Here is a 16,406-nt window from a genome sequence, read left to right on the forward strand (position 1 = left end):
GTTATTGTCTTAGAATCTTTTCCATCTTCTTACCTTTCGCCAGTTCATCAATTAATTTATCCAGATACCTGGCCTGTTTGGTCAGCGGGGTTTCGATTTCCTCAATTTTGTAACCGCAAATGGTACCGGTTATTAAATGAGCATTGGGGTTCAGTTTCGCCTTCTTGAAAAATGTTTCAAAAGTCACTTTCTCGTCGATGAGTTCCTGCAGTTTCTGATTGTCAAATCCTGTCAGCCACTCTATAACCTGATGCAGCTCTTCAATCGTTCTGCCCTTGGTTTCCACCTTCTTGATATAGTGCGGATAAACCGAAGCGAATATCATTTTGGCAATACGCTGGTCGTGTTCAGGGGTTGTTTTCATATCCTTATTTTATTAAAGAAATTTACTCATTAATTGTATCATTTTCAATACTTCAGCAGTTTATTTCGTCATATAATTCCAGGTTGCTTTGGCAAGATCTGCCAATATTTTTTCGGTGTCCTCTCTTTTTTCCGTTATGTTTTTTAAATAAATTGAAATAATGAAATGCTTTCCGTTCGGAAGTTTGACAATTCCCACATCATTCATCCCTGCTCTTAAATTATTTTCATTCGTTGATGAAATTCCTGTTCTGTGTGCCAATTCAGTTCCCTCAGGAAGCCCCGCTTTCATCCAGGTCAGTCCTCTGGAGGTTTCCACCATAATCTGATAGAGGTATTGGGTGGTCACTTTTTTCAGCACCTTTCCTTTATAGAATTTTTCCAGCAGATCCGTTGTTGCCAAAGGAGTTGTGGTATTAATGTACAGATTTTCCCAGATCCGCATATCCTGTTCGTTTACTTTGATGACGAAATCTTTGATTCCCTGACGGTTGATGAATTTCTGAACGGTTTCCGGACCGCCGATTAATTTCAGGAGAATGTCACAGCCATTATTGTCGCTGTGTGAGACGGTATATCTTAGCAGCTGATCGATAGTCAGGTACATATTTCCTTTCGGATATTCGTTATTTATCGGACTCCAGGTATCCGGCTGTAAGTCTTCCTTTTTAATGAAAACTTTCTGTGCTAAAGAAATTTTCCCTTTATCCACAAGATTTAATGTAGCCAAAGCGATATGGAATTTAAAAACACTCATCATCGGAGCGTTCAGATTACCGTTAACACTCAACGTGTCTTTGTCTTCAATGCTTTTTATGGATATTCCGACGGTTGCATTTTTGGTAGAAATAATTTGTTTGAGCTCTTTACGGAGATCATCTATATTTTGAGCCAATGCCTGAGCCGAAAAGAGGAAGGTCACGCAAACGAATATTATTTTTTTCATATCGGATTCTATTTCAAAAGTTGACTTTCTCTCACAATTTTTCTGACCTGCTGTTCAAAATAGTAAGCAATATCAAAATTTTCATTAGCCGTATTTTCCATGATGACCACGCTTGTTTTCGTTTTTGGGTAATATAAATTCACTGCTGTAAAACCTTCACCCGGATGAAAACCGGTGTGCCCGATTTCTTTCATGCCGTCTTTATCATTAATTCTCAAACCATAGCCGTAACCAATAGGTTTTTCACCAAAAACCTTATGGGTGTTTGTCATCACGTAGCTTGTCATAAGTTGATAAGTCGCAGGTTTTAAAAGTTTTCCGTTGTGCAGCGATTCATTCCATTTGGCGAGATCGGATGCTGTCACAATTAAATGACTTCCAAAATAATTATCCGCATTGAAAGCCGATTGCTCATTGAGCTTGAAAGTCCCGTCTTTTCTGATAGCATGTCCTTTTACTAAGAATGTATTACTCGTTTCATTCGGATAATAGCTGTCATTCATCTTACATTTTTTGAACAAATCAGTCACCAGTTCCTGAAAACTTTTACCGCTTTGCTTTTCCAGAACCTGCCCTGCCAAAGAATATCCTACATTTGAGTAGCTGAAATCCGTTCCCGTTTTAAACTTTAATGGTTTGTCCATATGATCGCTGTTTAATCCAGAAGTATGGTTCAGTAAATGATGAACGGTAACCGTATCTGCCCATGAATATTTAAAATCCGGTAAATATTTGCGGATAGGCACATTCAGATCAATATTTCCTTTTTCTACTTCCTGCAAGATCAGTGTGGCTGTAATCTGCTTGGCAATCGACATGGTAGAGAATTTGTCTGAAATTTTCAGAGGAGTTTTTGTATTGAAATCAGCCCATCCATGTGCCTGTGCATATTTTGTTTTTCCGTTTTGCTGAATGTAAACCACTCCGTTAAAACTCCTCGGATTGGTGGCTTTCAGCAGGCTGTCAATTTTTGTTGAGTAATCGTCTTTTTGCTGTGCAGAAGAATGGCAGCCGGTCAGGAAAATGGTTGCTGCAATGAATATCAGTCTAAAAATTTGTTTCATTAATATTTTGTTACCAGTTGGTTTTATTTCTTATTTTTTCACTTTTTTTAAAGCGTCATGATACTTCTTCTTTACCCCTTTTCTTCTTCTTTTTGCATAGTATTTGTCCTGAAATACTTGTCCTGTTATCATATTCTGAATTCTCAACTTAGCTTATAGATGAATTCTTCAATTTCCATTTGCCGAGCATTGGCAAAAAAACGATCCGTCCCTATTTTGATGAACCCGTTTTTCTCCAAAACTTTTTGTGAGCCCAGATTATCGAATGCAACCCGGCCGAAAATAGGTCTTGAGGTTTCAAGGGTCAGAAATTGTTCTAGTGCGGCTGTCGCAATTCCTTTTCCCCAGAGATTTTTATCGATCAGATAGGTAATTTCCGCGTCGCCTTCCCTTTCAAACTTCGCCATACTTCCCACGATCGCATCGTCGATAAGGATCGTCTGGTTATTTATAGCTGGATCGTTCAGATGTTTGGTGTACTTCGTAAGATAGGAAGTTTTGTCCATCGGATTCTCAGGAGTAAATGCTGCCATGTAAGTGGCATCTTTGTCAAGCTGAAACTGAAAGAAGTGTTCCAGATCGGATTCTTCGCTTTGTCTGAGTTGTATGTTGGGTTTAGGGTTCATTAGTAAGTTTTGTTTTTGATTTCTGTTGAGACGGAAAATTATAATTCAGCGAAACCAAATTTAAAGAATATTTCACTTCATCCGACACATCAGTATGATGATATTGGAATAATCATTTCCGGCACTTCGTGTACACGTATTGATGAAGTTTCAAAAAGGTACTAAAACCGGGCTGCAGCTATACATTAAGCTCTTTATCACTTTGTTCCCTGTAGAAAACAGAAATGTCTTCCAGAATTCAGGTTATTATCATTCATCTCCTATATTTTTAAACCACCGTTCAGTGCTTTCTTAATAATCAGGAAACAAAAAAATAGAATCCGTGAATATGGGAAAGCTTAAAGAATTGCACGATGGTCCGGAAGAGGAGTTTTAAACCTATCTGAAAGACTATTTCTTTGATCTGCATGATCAATGCAGAAGATATTAATTTAGAAGCCGGACATTGTAAATCGGCCATTACAATTGGTCTTACATCATTTTCATAGGGCTTCTCCTGAATGTGATGTGGAATACCAATTGTTCTAATTTCTTAAATGATTATGTGATCAGGATTTTACTTATTTAAATTACTGATCAGCTGCTTGGCTACCAATTCCGCTGAGGCAGGATTCTGGCCGGTAATCCACTGTCCGTCCTGAACTGAGTACGGTTTCCAGTCTTCTCCTTTTACATAGTCAGCCCCTTTTTCTTTTAGCATATCTTCAAGGGAAAAAGGCACCATATCCAATGTCTGTCCGCTCGATTCTTCAGTATTGGTATATCCTGAAATTTTTCTGCCTTTAACCAAAGGGATTCCTTTCTTATCCACTACATTTTTTAAGGCAGCAGGTCCGTGGCATACCAGAGCAATTGGTTTTCCCGCGTCATAAAAAGACTTGATCAGCGAAATAGAATATGAATTTTCAGGCAGATCCCACATAGGGCCATGTCCTCCCGGATAGAATACGGCATCATAATCTTCTGCTTTTATATCCTTCAATGCTATAGTACGTGCCAGTTTCTGCTGTGCTGCAGGATCACTGTAAAATTTCTTTACGGCTTCCGTAGAATATTCCGGCTGGGTGCTTTTGGGATCAATAGGGGCATTCCCTCCATTCGGGGTAGCTACTGTAATTTCTGCTCCATCTAAAGCAAGTGCGTAATAAGGTGTTGCAAATTCCTCAATCCAAAGACCTGTTTTTTGACCGTTGCTTTTTACTTCATCAAATGAGGTTGTTACAAATAATACTTTTTGGTGTTTCATTTCTTCTTTTTTAACTGGTTTATTTTTATGTTCTGCACAGGCCATGATAGCGAGAAATGCTATCAGAACCGGAAAATAAGTGATGTAATTTTTCATAATTTTTTATTGCAAGCGTTAATATTGATATTAAAAAAACATAACGAAATTAGCATTTAGCCCATCATAAAAGCATGTGACTGAACGCACAAAATGAGTTTTTTCATCATTAAAATTGTTTATAGTATCCATTCTGAACAGGACATGACCATACATCCATTCTTTATTTTTGAATTGATTTATGTTGTTGAAGTAAACAGAGAGACTGTTCTTGATTCGAGCAGGGGAATCACCTTCAGCAGAATGATTTCCTGAAAGTATTGGCTCTGGCGATGCTGCTCAAGGGCTGCTTCGTCCCGGTAGGTCTCATAAATGACAATTCTTCCGGGATCTTCGGCGGACTGGCAGACCGTATACTGAAGACATCCCGGTTCCTGAACAGAAAATTCGGATACCTGTTTGAGGAAATCCGACACCAGAGCGATATGATCCTCCTGTATCTGATAGTCGGCAATAAGAATAACGTTTCCTTTCTGATGAGTCATATGGATACTGATTGATACGCAAAATTGGACCAATTCCGGAAGGAGAGAAAGGAGGCTGGTCACAAAATGAATGTGACTTGAATCACGCTAATTAAGGATGACTCAAACGGCTTAAGGTTTCTCTCGACACTCCGAGATAGGAGGCAAGCAGCGTTTTGGGAAGCCGCTGCAAGAGCTGGGGATTAAGCTGAAACAAACGGTTGTATCTTTCCTGCGGATTTTTGTTAAGCAGGAGCAGAATACGCTGCTGAAGCGCCACATAACCGATATTGGATTTTTTCCGGAAAAAATTAGCGACATTATGCATCTCGCTGCACAGTTTTTCTTTATTGTCCCGTGATATCACAAGCAGCTCAGCGTCTTCGATACAGTCAATGGCTATCGTAGCCGGGGTCTGATTATTGTAAGCCTGATAATCTGATATCCACCAATCTTCCATTGCAAACTGGAGAATATGCATTTTTCCGTCTTCATCAATATGATATGCTTTCAGCAGCCCTTTAACCACCCAATAATCATTGATCACTTCATGATCTTCCTGAATCAGAAACTGATGTTTTCTCAGTTTTTTGGTTGAGAACATAGAAGAAACATATTCAAATTCTTCATCAGTTAAGGTGGTGATTTTTTCTATATGCTGTCTTAGTTTGTTCATGGCTTGTTTATTCTTATCATACAAATTTATCTATTTTAATGAGATGATTTACAATCAATCTTTATCTTACTGACTCGGCTGGTTTCTGATCGAAGACTCAATAAATAGCCTGCTCATGGTAACCTTTTGTATTTTTAAACCGTGGAAAATTCAACTTTTTAACATCTGCTTTCTGCTTCCTTTTTCAAATTTTTCAGCCAGACCTGTAAAGATTGTTCCAAACCTTTCTGGCAGCTATCACGCATCACATAAGCTTTCCAGCCTTCCACACTTTCTTCCACCTTTACAGTTGTGTAATTACCATGCTGAATAAATGACCAGTTATGCACAGCAAATGTACCACAGGTTTTACCGGACCATCCTATTTTTCTGTTGGGAATGATTTTGTGAAATATTGAATGCACGCTCAATCCTTCCTTTTTCAAGTCAAAACTTCCACATACCTTAAACGGGCCGTTTAATTTCGGATTTTCAATATCATGGTTCCACTCCTCCCAATGATCGATATCACTCATCACCTGATACACCTTTTGCGGACAGGCATGTATTGTGATTTCCTGATAGGTTTTTACAGGTGCCTCTTTATTAATTCCACCCAGAGCTACATCTGTTGTGGCACTGACTTCTAATAAGACGATCGTTGTTATCAGCAAACTTAATATCATAAGTATGCAATAAATAAATGTTTTCATTTTTTTGATTTATTTTAAATTTTTACAGATTTCATACAATTCTGCATTCCCGGTTTTAATATGAGTATGCACAATGAAGTTTTCGCTGTTCTCCATTTTTGACCTAAAATTGTACAGAAAACTGATAAAAAGGCGGGATAAACCCACCTCAACACGACCAGGCGTGAAGGTGAACTACTTCTTCACAAATTTTACGGTTTTGCCTGTACCTTCATCACTCAATTTAAGAATGTATAACCCTGGCTTCAGAAAATCGATAGCTACGAGTTCATTAACTACCTGACTATTTGACAGTACAAGCTTCCCCGTAAGATCACAAATGGAAACCCCTCCTTTATAATTTGGAATATGGATGAAATCAACAGCAGGGTTAGGATATATTGTTAAAGAATTAATGGACTTACTATGATCATTTACTCCCAGTGCCCCGGTTACCAGGGAAAGGTTATCAACTGTGAAGAAGGAAGCTGTTCCATCTCCGTCGGCCTGAAAGTCACTGTCCGGATCTCTTCTCAATAGAGACGGATCCAGTGTAATGGTGATGGTATCGGGTATATCAGCCGATATATAATTGACCACCACTGTAAATTGTTGATATACACCGGAACTCTGTAAATCGATAGTTCCTGAGCCCACTGTAACAGCTTGGTTATTTATATTTTTGGTAAGCAGTACAGTGGCTTTTGCCATGTCGGTAACCATTCCATTAGGGCCTGAAATCAGGTTTTCCACATATTTATAGTAGCCTTTCAGGGCAGAAGGTCTGAAATTAATGGGTGAGGTTTTAATAGCCACATCTTTAGTGTAGTTATACCATACCCCAAGTTTAAGCGCATAATTACCCGTATAAGAATCCGTAGCCGGTGGAAAATAAAAAAAAAATGCAGGATCAGTGATACTGGAATTAGACCAGATCCATCCGGTGGGACGATTATTTACACTGCTGATTGGGTTCTCCCAATTTTCAAAATCTAAGTTTTGAACCTGAGCTGAAATCAGTTTCGGAAACAAAGCAATCGTTAATAAGTAGATTATTTTTCTCATATGCACTGTATTATTTATTTCATGAAGCTAAATTAGCGTGAGTTCTATGATTACAGTTTCAAATTTCCCGGAAAGACTTACAAATTTACCGAAATAATCAAACATATTAAATTTTTAATATATAAATTCAACTGTTTCGGTGTTTTTCCTGTATTTTTCTTAATGAAGGAACTAAAATTGGAAGGGCTGTTGAAATTTAGCTCATACGCTATTTCTACAATCGAATGCTTACCTAACAACATCAGTCTTTTGGTTTCTTTGACCACTTCTTCATTGATCAGACTTAACGGTGTTTTACCAAAGACATGTTTACAGTGGTAATTCAGTGTATCACCACTTATGTATAACATTTTCATATAGTCCACTACGTTTTTCTTATCTTTTATATGTACGCTCAACAATTCTAAAAAACGAGTGGCGATGCTGCTGCTTTTCAAATCTTTTACAGACTGTCTTTCGATTAAGCTGATTAAAATGATCTGCACGTAGCTGTATGATTTAAAAACAGACAAACCCGAAGCTTCCTGATGTGCCACAATTTTGCTGATCTGTTCGATTAAAGAGTATAAATGAAGAAAATCCGGTTCTGAAACAAAAACCTGCGGCTGTGTAAATAAAAGATGGTGGAATTCTATCGGAAAAATATGGGCAAATATCCCTTTCCCAAACTGGATAATCATTCCTTCGGCTATTTCTCTTTTAAGTAAATGAACCTGGCCGGGATGTATTACAAAAACAGAGTGATCTTTCAAGGTAAAGCTTTGATCATCTATTAATTGGGATCCACCACCCTTCCGGATGAAAAGAATCTCAAAATAATCATGCTTATGAACTTCGGTGAAATCATAAGGATTGCTATAATCCAGCGATTCCACACACAGTACTTTATTCGGATGGACTAAGGATACAACTTTCACGGTACTTAACAATTTAATAATTAGCGATAATAATATCCTGACCACTACCCAGATTGTAACAAAAACTATTTTCCGGGATTACAGAGTCATGCTGCAGTTCATTTAAATCCGGTTATTATTCAACGCATTATATTCTACAAAACAAAAATAATTCAGTACGAAAAGAAAGGAAATAAATCACAAAACAAGTGTGATTATAATCACAAAATTAGTGTGACCAGAATCACATCAATTCACAAAACACAAACATAGTTTACCAAACAGTTGTGAGCTATGATTTACAAAAACAAGTAGAATCTTAGCACGATTTCCTGCCCTATTCCTTATTTTTGTAAAGAATTAAACGACCGGGCATTTTATTCAACACTATGAGCAATACATTTTCTGATAACAGCCAAATTGAAGTGGTTTCTTCTTTTTCCGATCTTATAAATACCAATTTTAAGGACGCAATGAACGCTATTTGCTGGCACAGAAATTTAATCGGGGATTTTGAAGAAATTGTGTCTAAACTTCAATTAAAAGACCATGTTACAGAAGTTTCCACTGAAGATCTTTTAGCGTTGCAATTATCAGAAAAAGGAAATCAGGCAAGGGAAACGATCTTAAGTGATTTACAGTTACTGACCGATTTCGGAGCACTGCCTTCTCTCAATTTGCTGAAGTGCTATGAACGGGATGATGAGCTGGGTTTTATATCAACAGATGTATATTCTTATCATGTAGACCGTTCACCTGTTGGCACCAATACTTTTCTATGCACCTATCATGGTACTGCCAGTGATATTCTGCCCAATGATCAGGTGGAGCAAAAGGTTTTGATTTCGGAGATCAGGGAAAAACTTAAAGCACTACACGACGGGCCGGAAGAGGAATTTGAAGACTTTTTGAAAGAGTATTTCTTCGATCTGCATTATCAGCCTAAGCCGAATGCAATACCTGTCAATTTAGAAAAAGGACATCTCTGGAAAATAGCCGTAGATCATCCGGAACAGCAGGCTTTACCCTGTGTTCATAGGGCTCCTGTGGAAAATAATGGGGAGTATAGACTGCTGCTGATTTGCTAAATAACTGCTTCCTCAGCGAAAGCGTTTTTGCTTGGATTGGCACATAATTTTTGATAAATTGATGTACATTAAAAATAAATATTGAACTCACATGGCTGATACCGTTATATTATCTGAAGGAGCTGAATTCGATCGCGTTATAGAAGAGGTTTCAAAATACATCCATCTTTATGTAATGGCCTTTGAAAGGGAAGAGCGAACCCTTACACGCATAGATAAACGCGAAAAAATGTACGGCGGAAATGGTACGGTCTACATGATCCAGATGTTCAACCAGAATGAACTTGCGAATAATCGTCTGGCTGCTTATATGGTTTTGTTGAATAAAGGTGACGAATCCGGATTTCACACCCACAATCAAAGAAATGAACAGGAACTGTATGTGGTATTACATGGCACCGGCGAATACCGTGAAAGAACCGGAACCCAGGGACCTGAACGCAAAAAAGTACTCCAAAAAGGAGATATTACAGCCATCAGTTCCATAGGGTATCATTCTATTGAAAATATAGGGGATGAGCCCTTGATTATGTTTGTGATTACGACTAATAATAAGGTTTAAAACTAATACAAAAAAGGCGAGATATTAACTCGCCTTAATTTTTATAATATACTTTTATTGGGTTCATTAAATTAAAAAATATTTACTTGCCGATACAGAATCTAAACAAGTCTTTATTAATGAGGGTTGACATGGGTCAAGGTGTACAAAAGTAGTACAGTTTTAAAGTGCCGAAACATCTTTTTCAAAAAGATTCAGTCACAATTTTCGTCTTCGTAAAGCAGCATGAATAAAGAGAAAATTAGGATTATGGAGAATCCCTCAGGGCCCACAAACTCCTCAAGAAATTGAGGAGTTTTTTTGTATCAGTTTTTATAAATTATTCATCCTTACTTTCTGCTAGTAAACATTCTCCCTCGAATTCTGATGCAATTATTTCATCCTTATTCAACCAGTATTCTGAAGTGATCAGGGAAAAATTATTATTTTCCTCTTTATCTAACTTCCACACGATATCTTCAGCTTCTTCAAAACGCAAATCTGTAGACATTTGTTCAGAAAATAGCCTTTTGATAATATTACTTTCAGAAAGTCCACGGCTGAAAGATTTTAAAATGATTTCCTTCGATAGTTCCTTCGAATTTTGATCTACGGATATTATTGAAAATTTTACCCGTGTAGCTTTAGCATTTGGGAATGTACCGTTGTAGGCTTTAAATAACAGCTGATTGATATTAAATAAGTCGAAATGCAAATTTATTTCCGGATATTCTTCGCAGACCTTATCCAGTAACATATCATTTGAAATCTGATCGATTTGACCTTCATTTAAATTTTCTGATAATTTATAAGTCAATATAACTTTCGCTGCTTCATTAGGCTCAAAATCGGTGATTGCCATAAAAAGCATTTCCTTTAAATTCTCAGCATTTATAGTATTAGCATCCGGAAAGTCAAATAGTCCTAAAAGGTTAGTATAATCTTCGTTTTTCCAGTAGTTTTCAATCTCGTCTAGAGTCGAAGCACTGTCAATTTTTACATTAAATTTCATTGTATTTTTTTTTATAAATGTTGGTTTAATCTTTTTCCATATTTTATCAAATGCTTTACCAAATTGCAATATACATACCACGCTTAAATTTTCACTCAAATAATCAGGAATAATTAGAGATAAAATAGTTTACAAAAGTTTTAAGCAAATAATTAAAATCTAGTTCAATGTGGATTTGTAAATCGTCAGCAAAAGTGTACTCATTTAGGCTCTCACTTAAGGAGTGTTTCATAAGAGATTAATTTTTAAATTTGATATTATGAACACCAGGAAAAAACCAACTCCTGAAACCTACATTAAAGAGATCAGGAGAAAAACCAAAAGAATCTTCACAGCCAAGCAAAAGATCCTCATTGTCATGGACGTCCTTCATGCAGAGACCTCTGTAGCAGAGCTCTACCGTAAGCATTGCATTCAGTAATCCACATTTTACAAATGGAACAAAGAATTTCTTGAGGCCGGTAAGAAACGCTTTCTGGTAATGTAGTTCGTGAGGCTACTTCTGATGAAGTTAGCCCCAGCTTCGTGAAGAAAACAATACAAAAGAAACGTATATTTGTAAAAAAGAAAAAAGCCCTATAAATAAGGCTTTAGAGTATATTAATACAGGTTTTTTGATTGTTTATTTTGTAATGGTTACTTCCCGATACAAAAATAATTATAATTAATTATCAATAAGTTACGAAAAATAGCAACAATATAGAATCAAAGAAATTACTTTATAGTAAGATAATTTATGCCAATTGGTAAAAATTGATTACCCAAAGGAATTACATATCTTTGTTAGCATATATGTTTCAGTAGATATGCCACAAACTCTTTCAGACCATCTATATAAAAGTAAATTTTCTCTAACTTTAGTCCATAAGGCCTCAAAAGCAATTATCAAAAAAGGTGCTATACAATTGGATAAAGATAGTACAAAGCTAACCGAAAGCGAAAAATTAACTTTAAAATTATTTGAATATTTTACCTCTTTACAGAGGGTTTTGCAAGATATTGAGAATGTATTGGTTTTCTTAAAAATTGACACTAAAAAAATCAGAAAAGTGCACCCACTCCTTGATACTGACGAGGAATATTACAAATACCATTTCGAAAATTATATTATCAGGGTAATCAGCTTACAGGACATTGTTGGAAAACTAGGAAATATTTTATATAAAACAAATATTGATGATGAAAAATGCAATGGATATAATTTCAAGGAAGAACTTAAAAAAAATGGTAATCCAAAACATTCTTACATTTCTGCAATTCTTGAGCAATCTATTGATGTTAAAAAAGTTAGACATAAGAAATTACATAGAGGGATAGCAGAAATAAATAATCTTAGAGGAGTAGTTTTTTGGGATGATTTAGAAAAGGCTACGAGTAAAAAATTTGACAAAATACTTCATGAAATGTCTGCTGGAGATTTATCCATTCAAATTAATGAAATAGAAAAAGAAACTGTCAAGATAATCGATCTAATTATTGAATTTTTTGATAACTCATTGGATGAGTTAAACAATATATAATATGTTGAACTGATTATACAGATAGTAACACAACATTATGACTGCTTATATCAACAAAAAAATGTACCATTTTAGATATATAAATAATAAAGAGAACCCAACTACCACAATACTATAAATAGTTACTTTTTACCTACTTCTGGTTTATCGATATTGATAATTTTATTTTCTTTAAGTGGTCTACCCTCATTTCTTTTCACACAAAACTAAAACTCCAAAAAAAATATTTTTATATTTGGGACTTATACATTACTTTATGCCTATTTTAAAACCACAAGAAATACAATCTAATATTCGAGATTTAGAAGCATCTCGTAATAATCAATATAATAGATATTTATTAAATAAGATTTCCGTCATTATTGAAGGACTTGTTAAATCTAAAGATAAAAATCATGGAGAACGCTATAAAGAAATACAGTTGATTTTAGCAGCCTTGCGTGAACCACATGATATTAGTACAGGAAACCTAGTTAATGCTGAGGCAAAAGCTATTATACTTGATCTTTATGATGAGTTAATTGAAATTTTAAAATCTTATTAGTAAACTTTGGAAAACATTAATCATTCAGAATGGTATGGAAGAGAGTTTAAATCCCAAAAAATACAAGAGTGGGAAAATCTCCTCTCTAAAAATTTGTTAGAAAATAATTATCAAACGTATTTGACTGAAAATGCAGGGATTTTTTTAAGCGATGATGATTGCCATTTAGTTATTTCTAAACTAAAACTTGGCAGTGAGCTGGAAACTGATTTTATAACTTTATCAGATGGCTTTAGTAATGGAAACATTTTTGAATTTATTGAAATCAAACAACCGTCAGCCAAATTATTTACGGATAAGGGATTAATGACTGCGGAGTTTAATAGAGCTACACAACAAATAAGAGATTGGAAAAGATGGTTAATGGATAATCGCAATTGGATGGGGAAATATTTGCCCACTGTCAATACAAGAATATCAAACCCAACACATTTTAAATTCAAGATAATAATAGGTAGAAGATTATCAAACCATTATGAAGTCGAAAAAAGAAATCAAATAGCCGAGGAAATTGGAGCTGAAATTAGATCCTTCGACTATTTGACAGATAAAATTAAAAGGCGAGAATTTTATCCTATTGCTTGGCTACGGGATGGAACACCTGGACATTATGAAAAGGAACTTGCAAATCCATTTTACAAAGCTTTTACAGATTCTGAATGGAAAAAATTTTGCAATAGTCAAAAGGTTGCATCATCCCATTTTTATAGTGATCATTTTGAAGAAGTCTTAAAAATGAGGGAATACAGTTCTTATTAATCTATTTAATATTATTTTTGACTTTCTGTACTGTTCCTATACTTACATTACAGATTTTCGCTGTATCTCTTATAGAATTTCCTTTCTTTAAATTCTTAATAACTTCTTTATACTTGAAAAGGAAGTCTTCTATGCTCTCCGTAGAACCTTTCTCACGTCCTTTGTAAGTTCCACGAGCCTTTGCAAGTGCAATTCCCTCACGTTGACGCTCTAAAATGGTTTTTCGCTCCATTTCGGCAATGTTAGCCATAACAGAAATAATCAATTTGAAAGCCTGATTCTCTTTCCCTTTGATTAGGCTTTCTATTCCCAGATTATCTACTTTGAGAATAATACCCTTTTCTTTGAAAAATTCCAGAGTTGTTAATATGTCATAGAGATTACGTCCTAACCTATCAATAGAACTCACAGAAACATAATTAATTCCGCCGTCCTCAATAGCTTTTATAAGTTCCTTTCCTTGTTCTCTATTCTGAAAGGGAGTAGAACCGCTGACAATATCAATAAAAACCTTTTCGTCTTTTGTCTGTCGTTCCTCCTGTCTTGCTGTGTTCTGCGCTCCCGTCGAAACTCTTATATATCGTGCTTTCATAATTGTAAAATGTTATAAAGCACCCTGCGTTTAAGTAAGGTGCAAAGATTGTTATTGTTTTTAGTTTCGGAAGTAATACCCTTTAGAACTCATATAATCATACATTAAATGTCTGGCGGTTGCTTCCCAATCAATATAAATGTAAGATGGCAGGTTTTCAGGAATTGAACCGTCCTGTTCTAAAGTAGTCTGCGCAAAATCTTCATCCGAACTATACTCGCCATAATAAGAATCTGAAAGGCTATCTAATAGGTCGCTTATGTCCTCATGATAATAACTCACGCACTCTGCATAGGCTTCTATAACCTCAAAATCATAATCTGAATTATTAATCTCTTCAGCTATCTCATAAATGTTTACTGAAAGATGACATTCGCTGATTAGCTTTTGTTTGATAAAGAACTCCGAACATTCATAATCCTGAAACATGATCTCTGGTTCGTCTTCGTCTTGGTGAAGATCCTGCATAGCCTGTAAAAGCTCGTCATAATTTGAATAATCCGAAAGGTTTAACCATTCACCATAGATTGACCCTTCATTGTACTTTTTGTACGTTCCAACATAGATACTGAAAGTATCAAGACAATTTGTTAACTTTGCCATTGTAGATAAGTTTTAATTAGCGTTAGAATTTTTTACACCTCCCCGTTCAATATTCCTAGTATTGACGGGGCTTTTTGTTGGTTTTTATCACTCGAAAACTATGCCAAATGTGTGAATTTTAGGGTGCTTTTGAATGAAACAGAAGAAGTATTATAAACCTGTACGAAATTCTCTCAAACCTGTTCTAACTTTGGGTTACAGTCTAAAAATGTTCAAAAAAATGTTAAGGTTTTTAGGCTGTCCGAAAACTTTTGTCCGAGTTTGAACAAGTGGGGGTACTACCAGAAACTTGCCCTATGGTGGGGTGCTTTTGCTTAGATACCTTCTTTATTTTCACATTTAAATGTATATTTGAAAAAACAACCATAAGAACTTAATTAAATGAACAAGAAAACTAAAGGAGCTTGGTTAATTAACCATACAAAAAAACTAATTGATATTAGTGGATCTTTTGATTTTGAAGATGTAGAATTGGCAGGAAAAAGTGGTTTATTCCTTTCAAATTTGTCTGCATCTGATGCACAAAGTGATATTGACCTTGAAAAAGTAAATGCAATTGCGAAAGTGTCAAATATCAAGAAAACTGAAATCGAAACCTTTACCAGAGTTCTAAAAGAAGGGAACTATATTGATGTTGCAAAAGATGGAAGTATTTCAGTTTTAGGTGTTACAACAGCATCTGTACTTTCTCATACATCTGATATATTTGATAACACATCCCCTAATAATTTTCAAAGAGCACTTATTGATTTATCTGAAAACGTATCTGAACAACCACAAAGTGATAGGGTTCTAAAAGAATATATTTCAGATACTTATAGCTTATCTTCAACTGACACTACAAATCTTTTTAATCAAGTTGATGAGATTGGGTTTGTTGATCATGAAGATCTACAAGAAGAGAAACTTTATTTTAATGGGAATTTATTTAAAAGAGATCATATACAGAAGACACAAAATGTTTTGAACAGTCTTAAACCTGAAGATATAAACAATATAGCAGAAGTTGATGAATTACTATCAACTACAGGCTGTTTGTCTTACCCAAAAGTTGAAAATATATTAGGAGAAAATTTAATGTCTAAATTGCAGTCAATTGGTTTTTATGATTTAAACGATGTTAGTAATGCTGATGAAACATTAACTTTTGTAACAAAGCCTTCTGCATTTTCTAAATTTGGCAATCCCTTCGAAGAAGATGCACTAGATCTTGCTAAAGCATTTGTCTCTTCTCTTTATTATGGAATGAATTACAGTACCCAAGGAAGAGGGAAAATAACAATGTTGAAAGCGCTAATACAAAAACTTGTAAGAGGATATGAAGTTGGACCTGCAACCGCAATTGGGGAAGATTATAAAATTTTAGAATTAAAAAGGGTTATAGAGTTAAGAAGAAAACCCTCTACCAATATGTACTATATGACATTATTAAAAAAAGATATTGGCGAGCTAGCATTACAAGTATTAGAATTCGGAGATGCTTCGGAAGATACGTTGTTGAAAACGGAGATGTATTCAGGTAACGTAACAAATTATGTAGGTCCCGAAACAAAAAGAACCTTTCATAGAAAAAAACAGACAGAAATAGAGAAAAGAAATGTCGCAGATATTTTAAGAACTTTTAGAAAATAAAA

20 protein-coding genes are annotated in these 16,406 nt (G+C 35.3%); 7 read left to right on the plus strand and 13 right to left on the minus strand.

The genetic code is table 11. The annotated features are described in order from the left end of the window. Position 1: 1 nt before the first annotated feature. The 10 genes from LC419_RS01970 to LC419_RS02015 all read right to left on the minus strand — a co-directional run bounded on the left by LC419_RS01970 (position 2) and on the right by LC419_RS02015 (position 8,134). Positions 2 to 364, minus strand: a complete 363-nt coding sequence (locus LC419_RS01970; RefSeq protein WP_223605767.1) for a DUF2200 domain-containing protein — start codon at positions 362 to 364, stop codon at positions 2 to 4. 60 nt (positions 365 to 424) lie between these two features. Then, the gene (gene bla / locus LC419_RS01975; protein WP_223605768.1) at positions 425 to 1,309 is read right to left on the minus strand and encodes a class A beta-lactamase, subclass A2; all 885 of its coding nucleotides are present in this window, start codon (positions 1,307 to 1,309) and stop codon (positions 425 to 427) included. Positions 1,310 to 1,317: 8 nt separating this feature from the next. After that, complete coding sequence (locus tag LC419_RS01980; protein WP_223605769.1) at positions 1,318 to 2,373, minus strand: serine hydrolase; 1,056 nt, start codon at positions 2,371 to 2,373, stop codon at positions 1,318 to 1,320. A 143-nt stretch (positions 2,374 to 2,516) separates the two neighbouring features. Beyond that, entirely contained in the window at positions 2,517 to 2,999 is a 483-nt protein-coding gene (locus LC419_RS01985) for a GNAT family N-acetyltransferase (RefSeq protein WP_223605770.1), read from the minus strand. 556 nt (positions 3,000 to 3,555) lie between these two features. After that, positions 3,556 to 4,341 (minus strand): type 1 glutamine amidotransferase domain-containing protein, encoded by a 786-nt coding sequence (locus tag LC419_RS01990; protein ID WP_223605771.1) that lies wholly within the window; start codon positions 4,339 to 4,341, stop codon positions 3,556 to 3,558. A gap of 179 nt (positions 4,342 to 4,520) precedes the next feature. Beyond that, entirely contained in the window at positions 4,521 to 4,826 is a 306-nt protein-coding gene (locus LC419_RS01995) for a putative quinol monooxygenase (RefSeq protein ID WP_223605772.1), read from the minus strand. A gap of 91 nt (positions 4,827 to 4,917) precedes the next feature. Next, complete coding sequence (locus LC419_RS02000; RefSeq protein WP_223605773.1) at positions 4,918 to 5,481, minus strand: Crp/Fnr family transcriptional regulator; 564 nt, start codon at positions 5,479 to 5,481, stop codon at positions 4,918 to 4,920. A 158-nt stretch (positions 5,482 to 5,639) separates the two neighbouring features. After that, entirely contained in the window at positions 5,640 to 6,173 is a 534-nt protein-coding gene (locus LC419_RS02005) for an SRPBCC family protein (RefSeq protein ID WP_223605774.1), read from the minus strand. Between the two features lie 174 nt (positions 6,174 to 6,347). Then, positions 6,348 to 7,217, minus strand: coding sequence for a T9SS type A sorting domain-containing protein (locus LC419_RS02010; RefSeq protein ID WP_223605775.1), 870 nt, complete (start codon positions 7,215 to 7,217; stop codon positions 6,348 to 6,350). Between the two features lie 77 nt (positions 7,218 to 7,294). Then, a complete protein-coding gene (locus LC419_RS02015; protein ID WP_223605776.1) occupies positions 7,295 to 8,134 on the minus strand; it encodes a helix-turn-helix domain-containing protein in 840 nt (279 codons plus the stop codon). Positions 8,135 to 8,502: 368 nt separating this feature from the next. Here LC419_RS02015 and LC419_RS02020 point away from each other — a divergent pair, with 368 nt between their 5' ends. Next, a complete protein-coding gene (locus LC419_RS02020; protein ID WP_223605777.1) occupies positions 8,503 to 9,201 on the plus strand; it encodes a DUF1826 domain-containing protein in 699 nt (232 codons plus the stop codon). A gap of 91 nt (positions 9,202 to 9,292) precedes the next feature. Further along, positions 9,293 to 9,763, plus strand: a complete 471-nt coding sequence (locus LC419_RS02025; protein WP_223605778.1) for a cupin domain-containing protein — start codon at positions 9,293 to 9,295, stop codon at positions 9,761 to 9,763. A 319-nt stretch (positions 9,764 to 10,082) separates the two neighbouring features. On the opposite strand, the gene LC419_RS02030 is transcribed toward LC419_RS02025, so the two are convergent. Continuing rightward, positions 10,083 to 10,853, minus strand: a complete 771-nt coding sequence (locus LC419_RS02030; protein WP_223605779.1) for a hypothetical protein — start codon at positions 10,851 to 10,853, stop codon at positions 10,083 to 10,085. A gap of 160 nt (positions 10,854 to 11,013) precedes the next feature. On the opposite strand from LC419_RS02030, the gene LC419_RS02035 reads away from it, so the two are divergent. From LC419_RS02035 to LC419_RS02050, 4 genes are all read left to right on the plus strand, one after another. Continuing rightward, positions 11,014 to 11,175: a hypothetical protein gene (locus LC419_RS02035; RefSeq protein ID WP_223605780.1), complete on the plus strand. Its 162-nt coding sequence runs from the start codon at positions 11,014 to 11,016 to the stop codon at positions 11,173 to 11,175. A 322-nt stretch (positions 11,176 to 11,497) separates the two neighbouring features. Next, a complete protein-coding gene (locus LC419_RS02040) occupies positions 11,498 to 12,274 on the plus strand; it encodes a Cthe_2314 family HEPN domain-containing protein (RefSeq protein WP_223605781.1) in 777 nt (258 codons plus the stop codon). A gap of 256 nt (positions 12,275 to 12,530) precedes the next feature. Continuing rightward, positions 12,531 to 12,818 (plus strand): hypothetical protein, encoded by a 288-nt coding sequence (locus LC419_RS02045; RefSeq protein ID WP_223605782.1) that lies wholly within the window; start codon positions 12,531 to 12,533, stop codon positions 12,816 to 12,818. Between the two features lie 6 nt (positions 12,819 to 12,824). Continuing rightward, positions 12,825 to 13,577 carry a Shedu anti-phage system protein SduA domain-containing protein gene (locus LC419_RS02050; RefSeq protein WP_223605783.1) on the plus strand — a complete coding sequence of 251 codons (753 nt, stop codon included), beginning with the start codon at positions 12,825 to 12,827 and terminating at the stop codon, positions 13,575 to 13,577. Position 13,578: 1 nt separating this feature from the next. Here the strand turns inward: LC419_RS02050 and LC419_RS02055 are convergent, their stop codons facing one another. Together LC419_RS02055 and LC419_RS02060 are read right to left on the minus strand one after the other, a co-directional pair. Beyond that, positions 13,579 to 14,169, minus strand: a complete 591-nt coding sequence (locus LC419_RS02055; RefSeq protein ID WP_223605784.1) for a recombinase family protein — start codon at positions 14,167 to 14,169, stop codon at positions 13,579 to 13,581. Between the two features lie 60 nt (positions 14,170 to 14,229). Next, positions 14,230 to 14,772, minus strand: coding sequence for an antirestriction protein ArdA (locus LC419_RS02060; protein WP_223605785.1), 543 nt, complete (start codon positions 14,770 to 14,772; stop codon positions 14,230 to 14,232). A 381-nt stretch (positions 14,773 to 15,153) separates the two neighbouring features. Between LC419_RS02060 and LC419_RS02065 the strand changes: the two genes are divergently transcribed. Next, the gene (locus LC419_RS02065; protein WP_223605786.1) at positions 15,154 to 16,404 is read left to right on the plus strand and encodes a hypothetical protein; all 1,251 of its coding nucleotides are present in this window, start codon (positions 15,154 to 15,156) and stop codon (positions 16,402 to 16,404) included. Positions 16,405 to 16,406: the final 2 nt, after the last annotated feature.

Origin of the sequence: Chryseobacterium sp. OSA05B, from assembly GCF_019970065.1 — a bacterium.
Lineage (GTDB): Bacteria > Bacteroidota > Bacteroidia > Flavobacteriales > Weeksellaceae > Chryseobacterium.

What these genes read in the sequence shown, in the direction of transcription:
- LC419_RS02005 (WP_223605774.1), bottom strand. Translation starts at nt 6,173, where the DNA reads ATGAAAACATTTATTTATTGCATACTTATGATATTAAGTTTGCTGATA.
- LC419_RS02035 (WP_223605780.1), top strand. Translation starts at nt 11,014, where the DNA reads ATGAACACCAGGAAAAAACCAACTCCTGAAACCTACATTAAAGAGATC.
- LC419_RS02055 (WP_223605784.1), bottom strand. Translation starts at nt 14,169, where the DNA reads ATGAAAGCACGATATATAAGAGTTTCGACGGGAGCGCAGAACACAGCA.
- LC419_RS02065 (WP_223605786.1), top strand. Translation starts at nt 15,154, where the DNA reads ATGAACAAGAAAACTAAAGGAGCTTGGTTAATTAACCATACAAAAAAA.
- LC419_RS01985 (WP_223605770.1), bottom strand. Translation starts at nt 2,999, where the DNA reads ATGAACCCTAAACCCAACATACAACTCAGACAAAGCGAAGAATCCGAT.
- LC419_RS01995 (WP_223605772.1), bottom strand. Translation starts at nt 4,826, where the DNA reads ATGACTCATCAGAAAGGAAACGTTATTCTTATTGCCGACTATCAGATA.
- LC419_RS01990 (WP_223605771.1), bottom strand. Translation starts at nt 4,341, where the DNA reads ATGAAAAATTACATCACTTATTTTCCGGTTCTGATAGCATTTCTCGCT.
- LC419_RS02010 (WP_223605775.1), bottom strand. Translation starts at nt 7,217, where the DNA reads ATGAGAAAAATAATCTACTTATTAACGATTGCTTTGTTTCCGAAACTG.
- LC419_RS02000 (WP_223605773.1), bottom strand. Translation starts at nt 5,481, where the DNA reads ATGAACAAACTAAGACAGCATATAGAAAAAATCACCACCTTAACTGAT.
- bla (WP_223605768.1), bottom strand. Translation starts at nt 1,309, where the DNA reads ATGAAAAAAATAATATTCGTTTGCGTGACCTTCCTCTTTTCGGCTCAG.
- LC419_RS02045 (WP_223605782.1), top strand. Translation starts at nt 12,531, where the DNA reads ATGCCTATTTTAAAACCACAAGAAATACAATCTAATATTCGAGATTTA.
- LC419_RS02020 (WP_223605777.1), top strand. Translation starts at nt 8,503, where the DNA reads ATGAGCAATACATTTTCTGATAACAGCCAAATTGAAGTGGTTTCTTCT.
- LC419_RS02060 (WP_223605785.1), bottom strand. Translation starts at nt 14,772, where the DNA reads ATGGCAAAGTTAACAAATTGTCTTGATACTTTCAGTATCTATGTTGGA.
- LC419_RS01970 (WP_223605767.1), bottom strand. Translation starts at nt 364, where the DNA reads ATGAAAACAACCCCTGAACACGACCAGCGTATTGCCAAAATGATATTC.
- LC419_RS02025 (WP_223605778.1), top strand. Translation starts at nt 9,293, where the DNA reads ATGGCTGATACCGTTATATTATCTGAAGGAGCTGAATTCGATCGCGTT.
- LC419_RS01980 (WP_223605769.1), bottom strand. Translation starts at nt 2,373, where the DNA reads ATGAAACAAATTTTTAGACTGATATTCATTGCAGCAACCATTTTCCTG.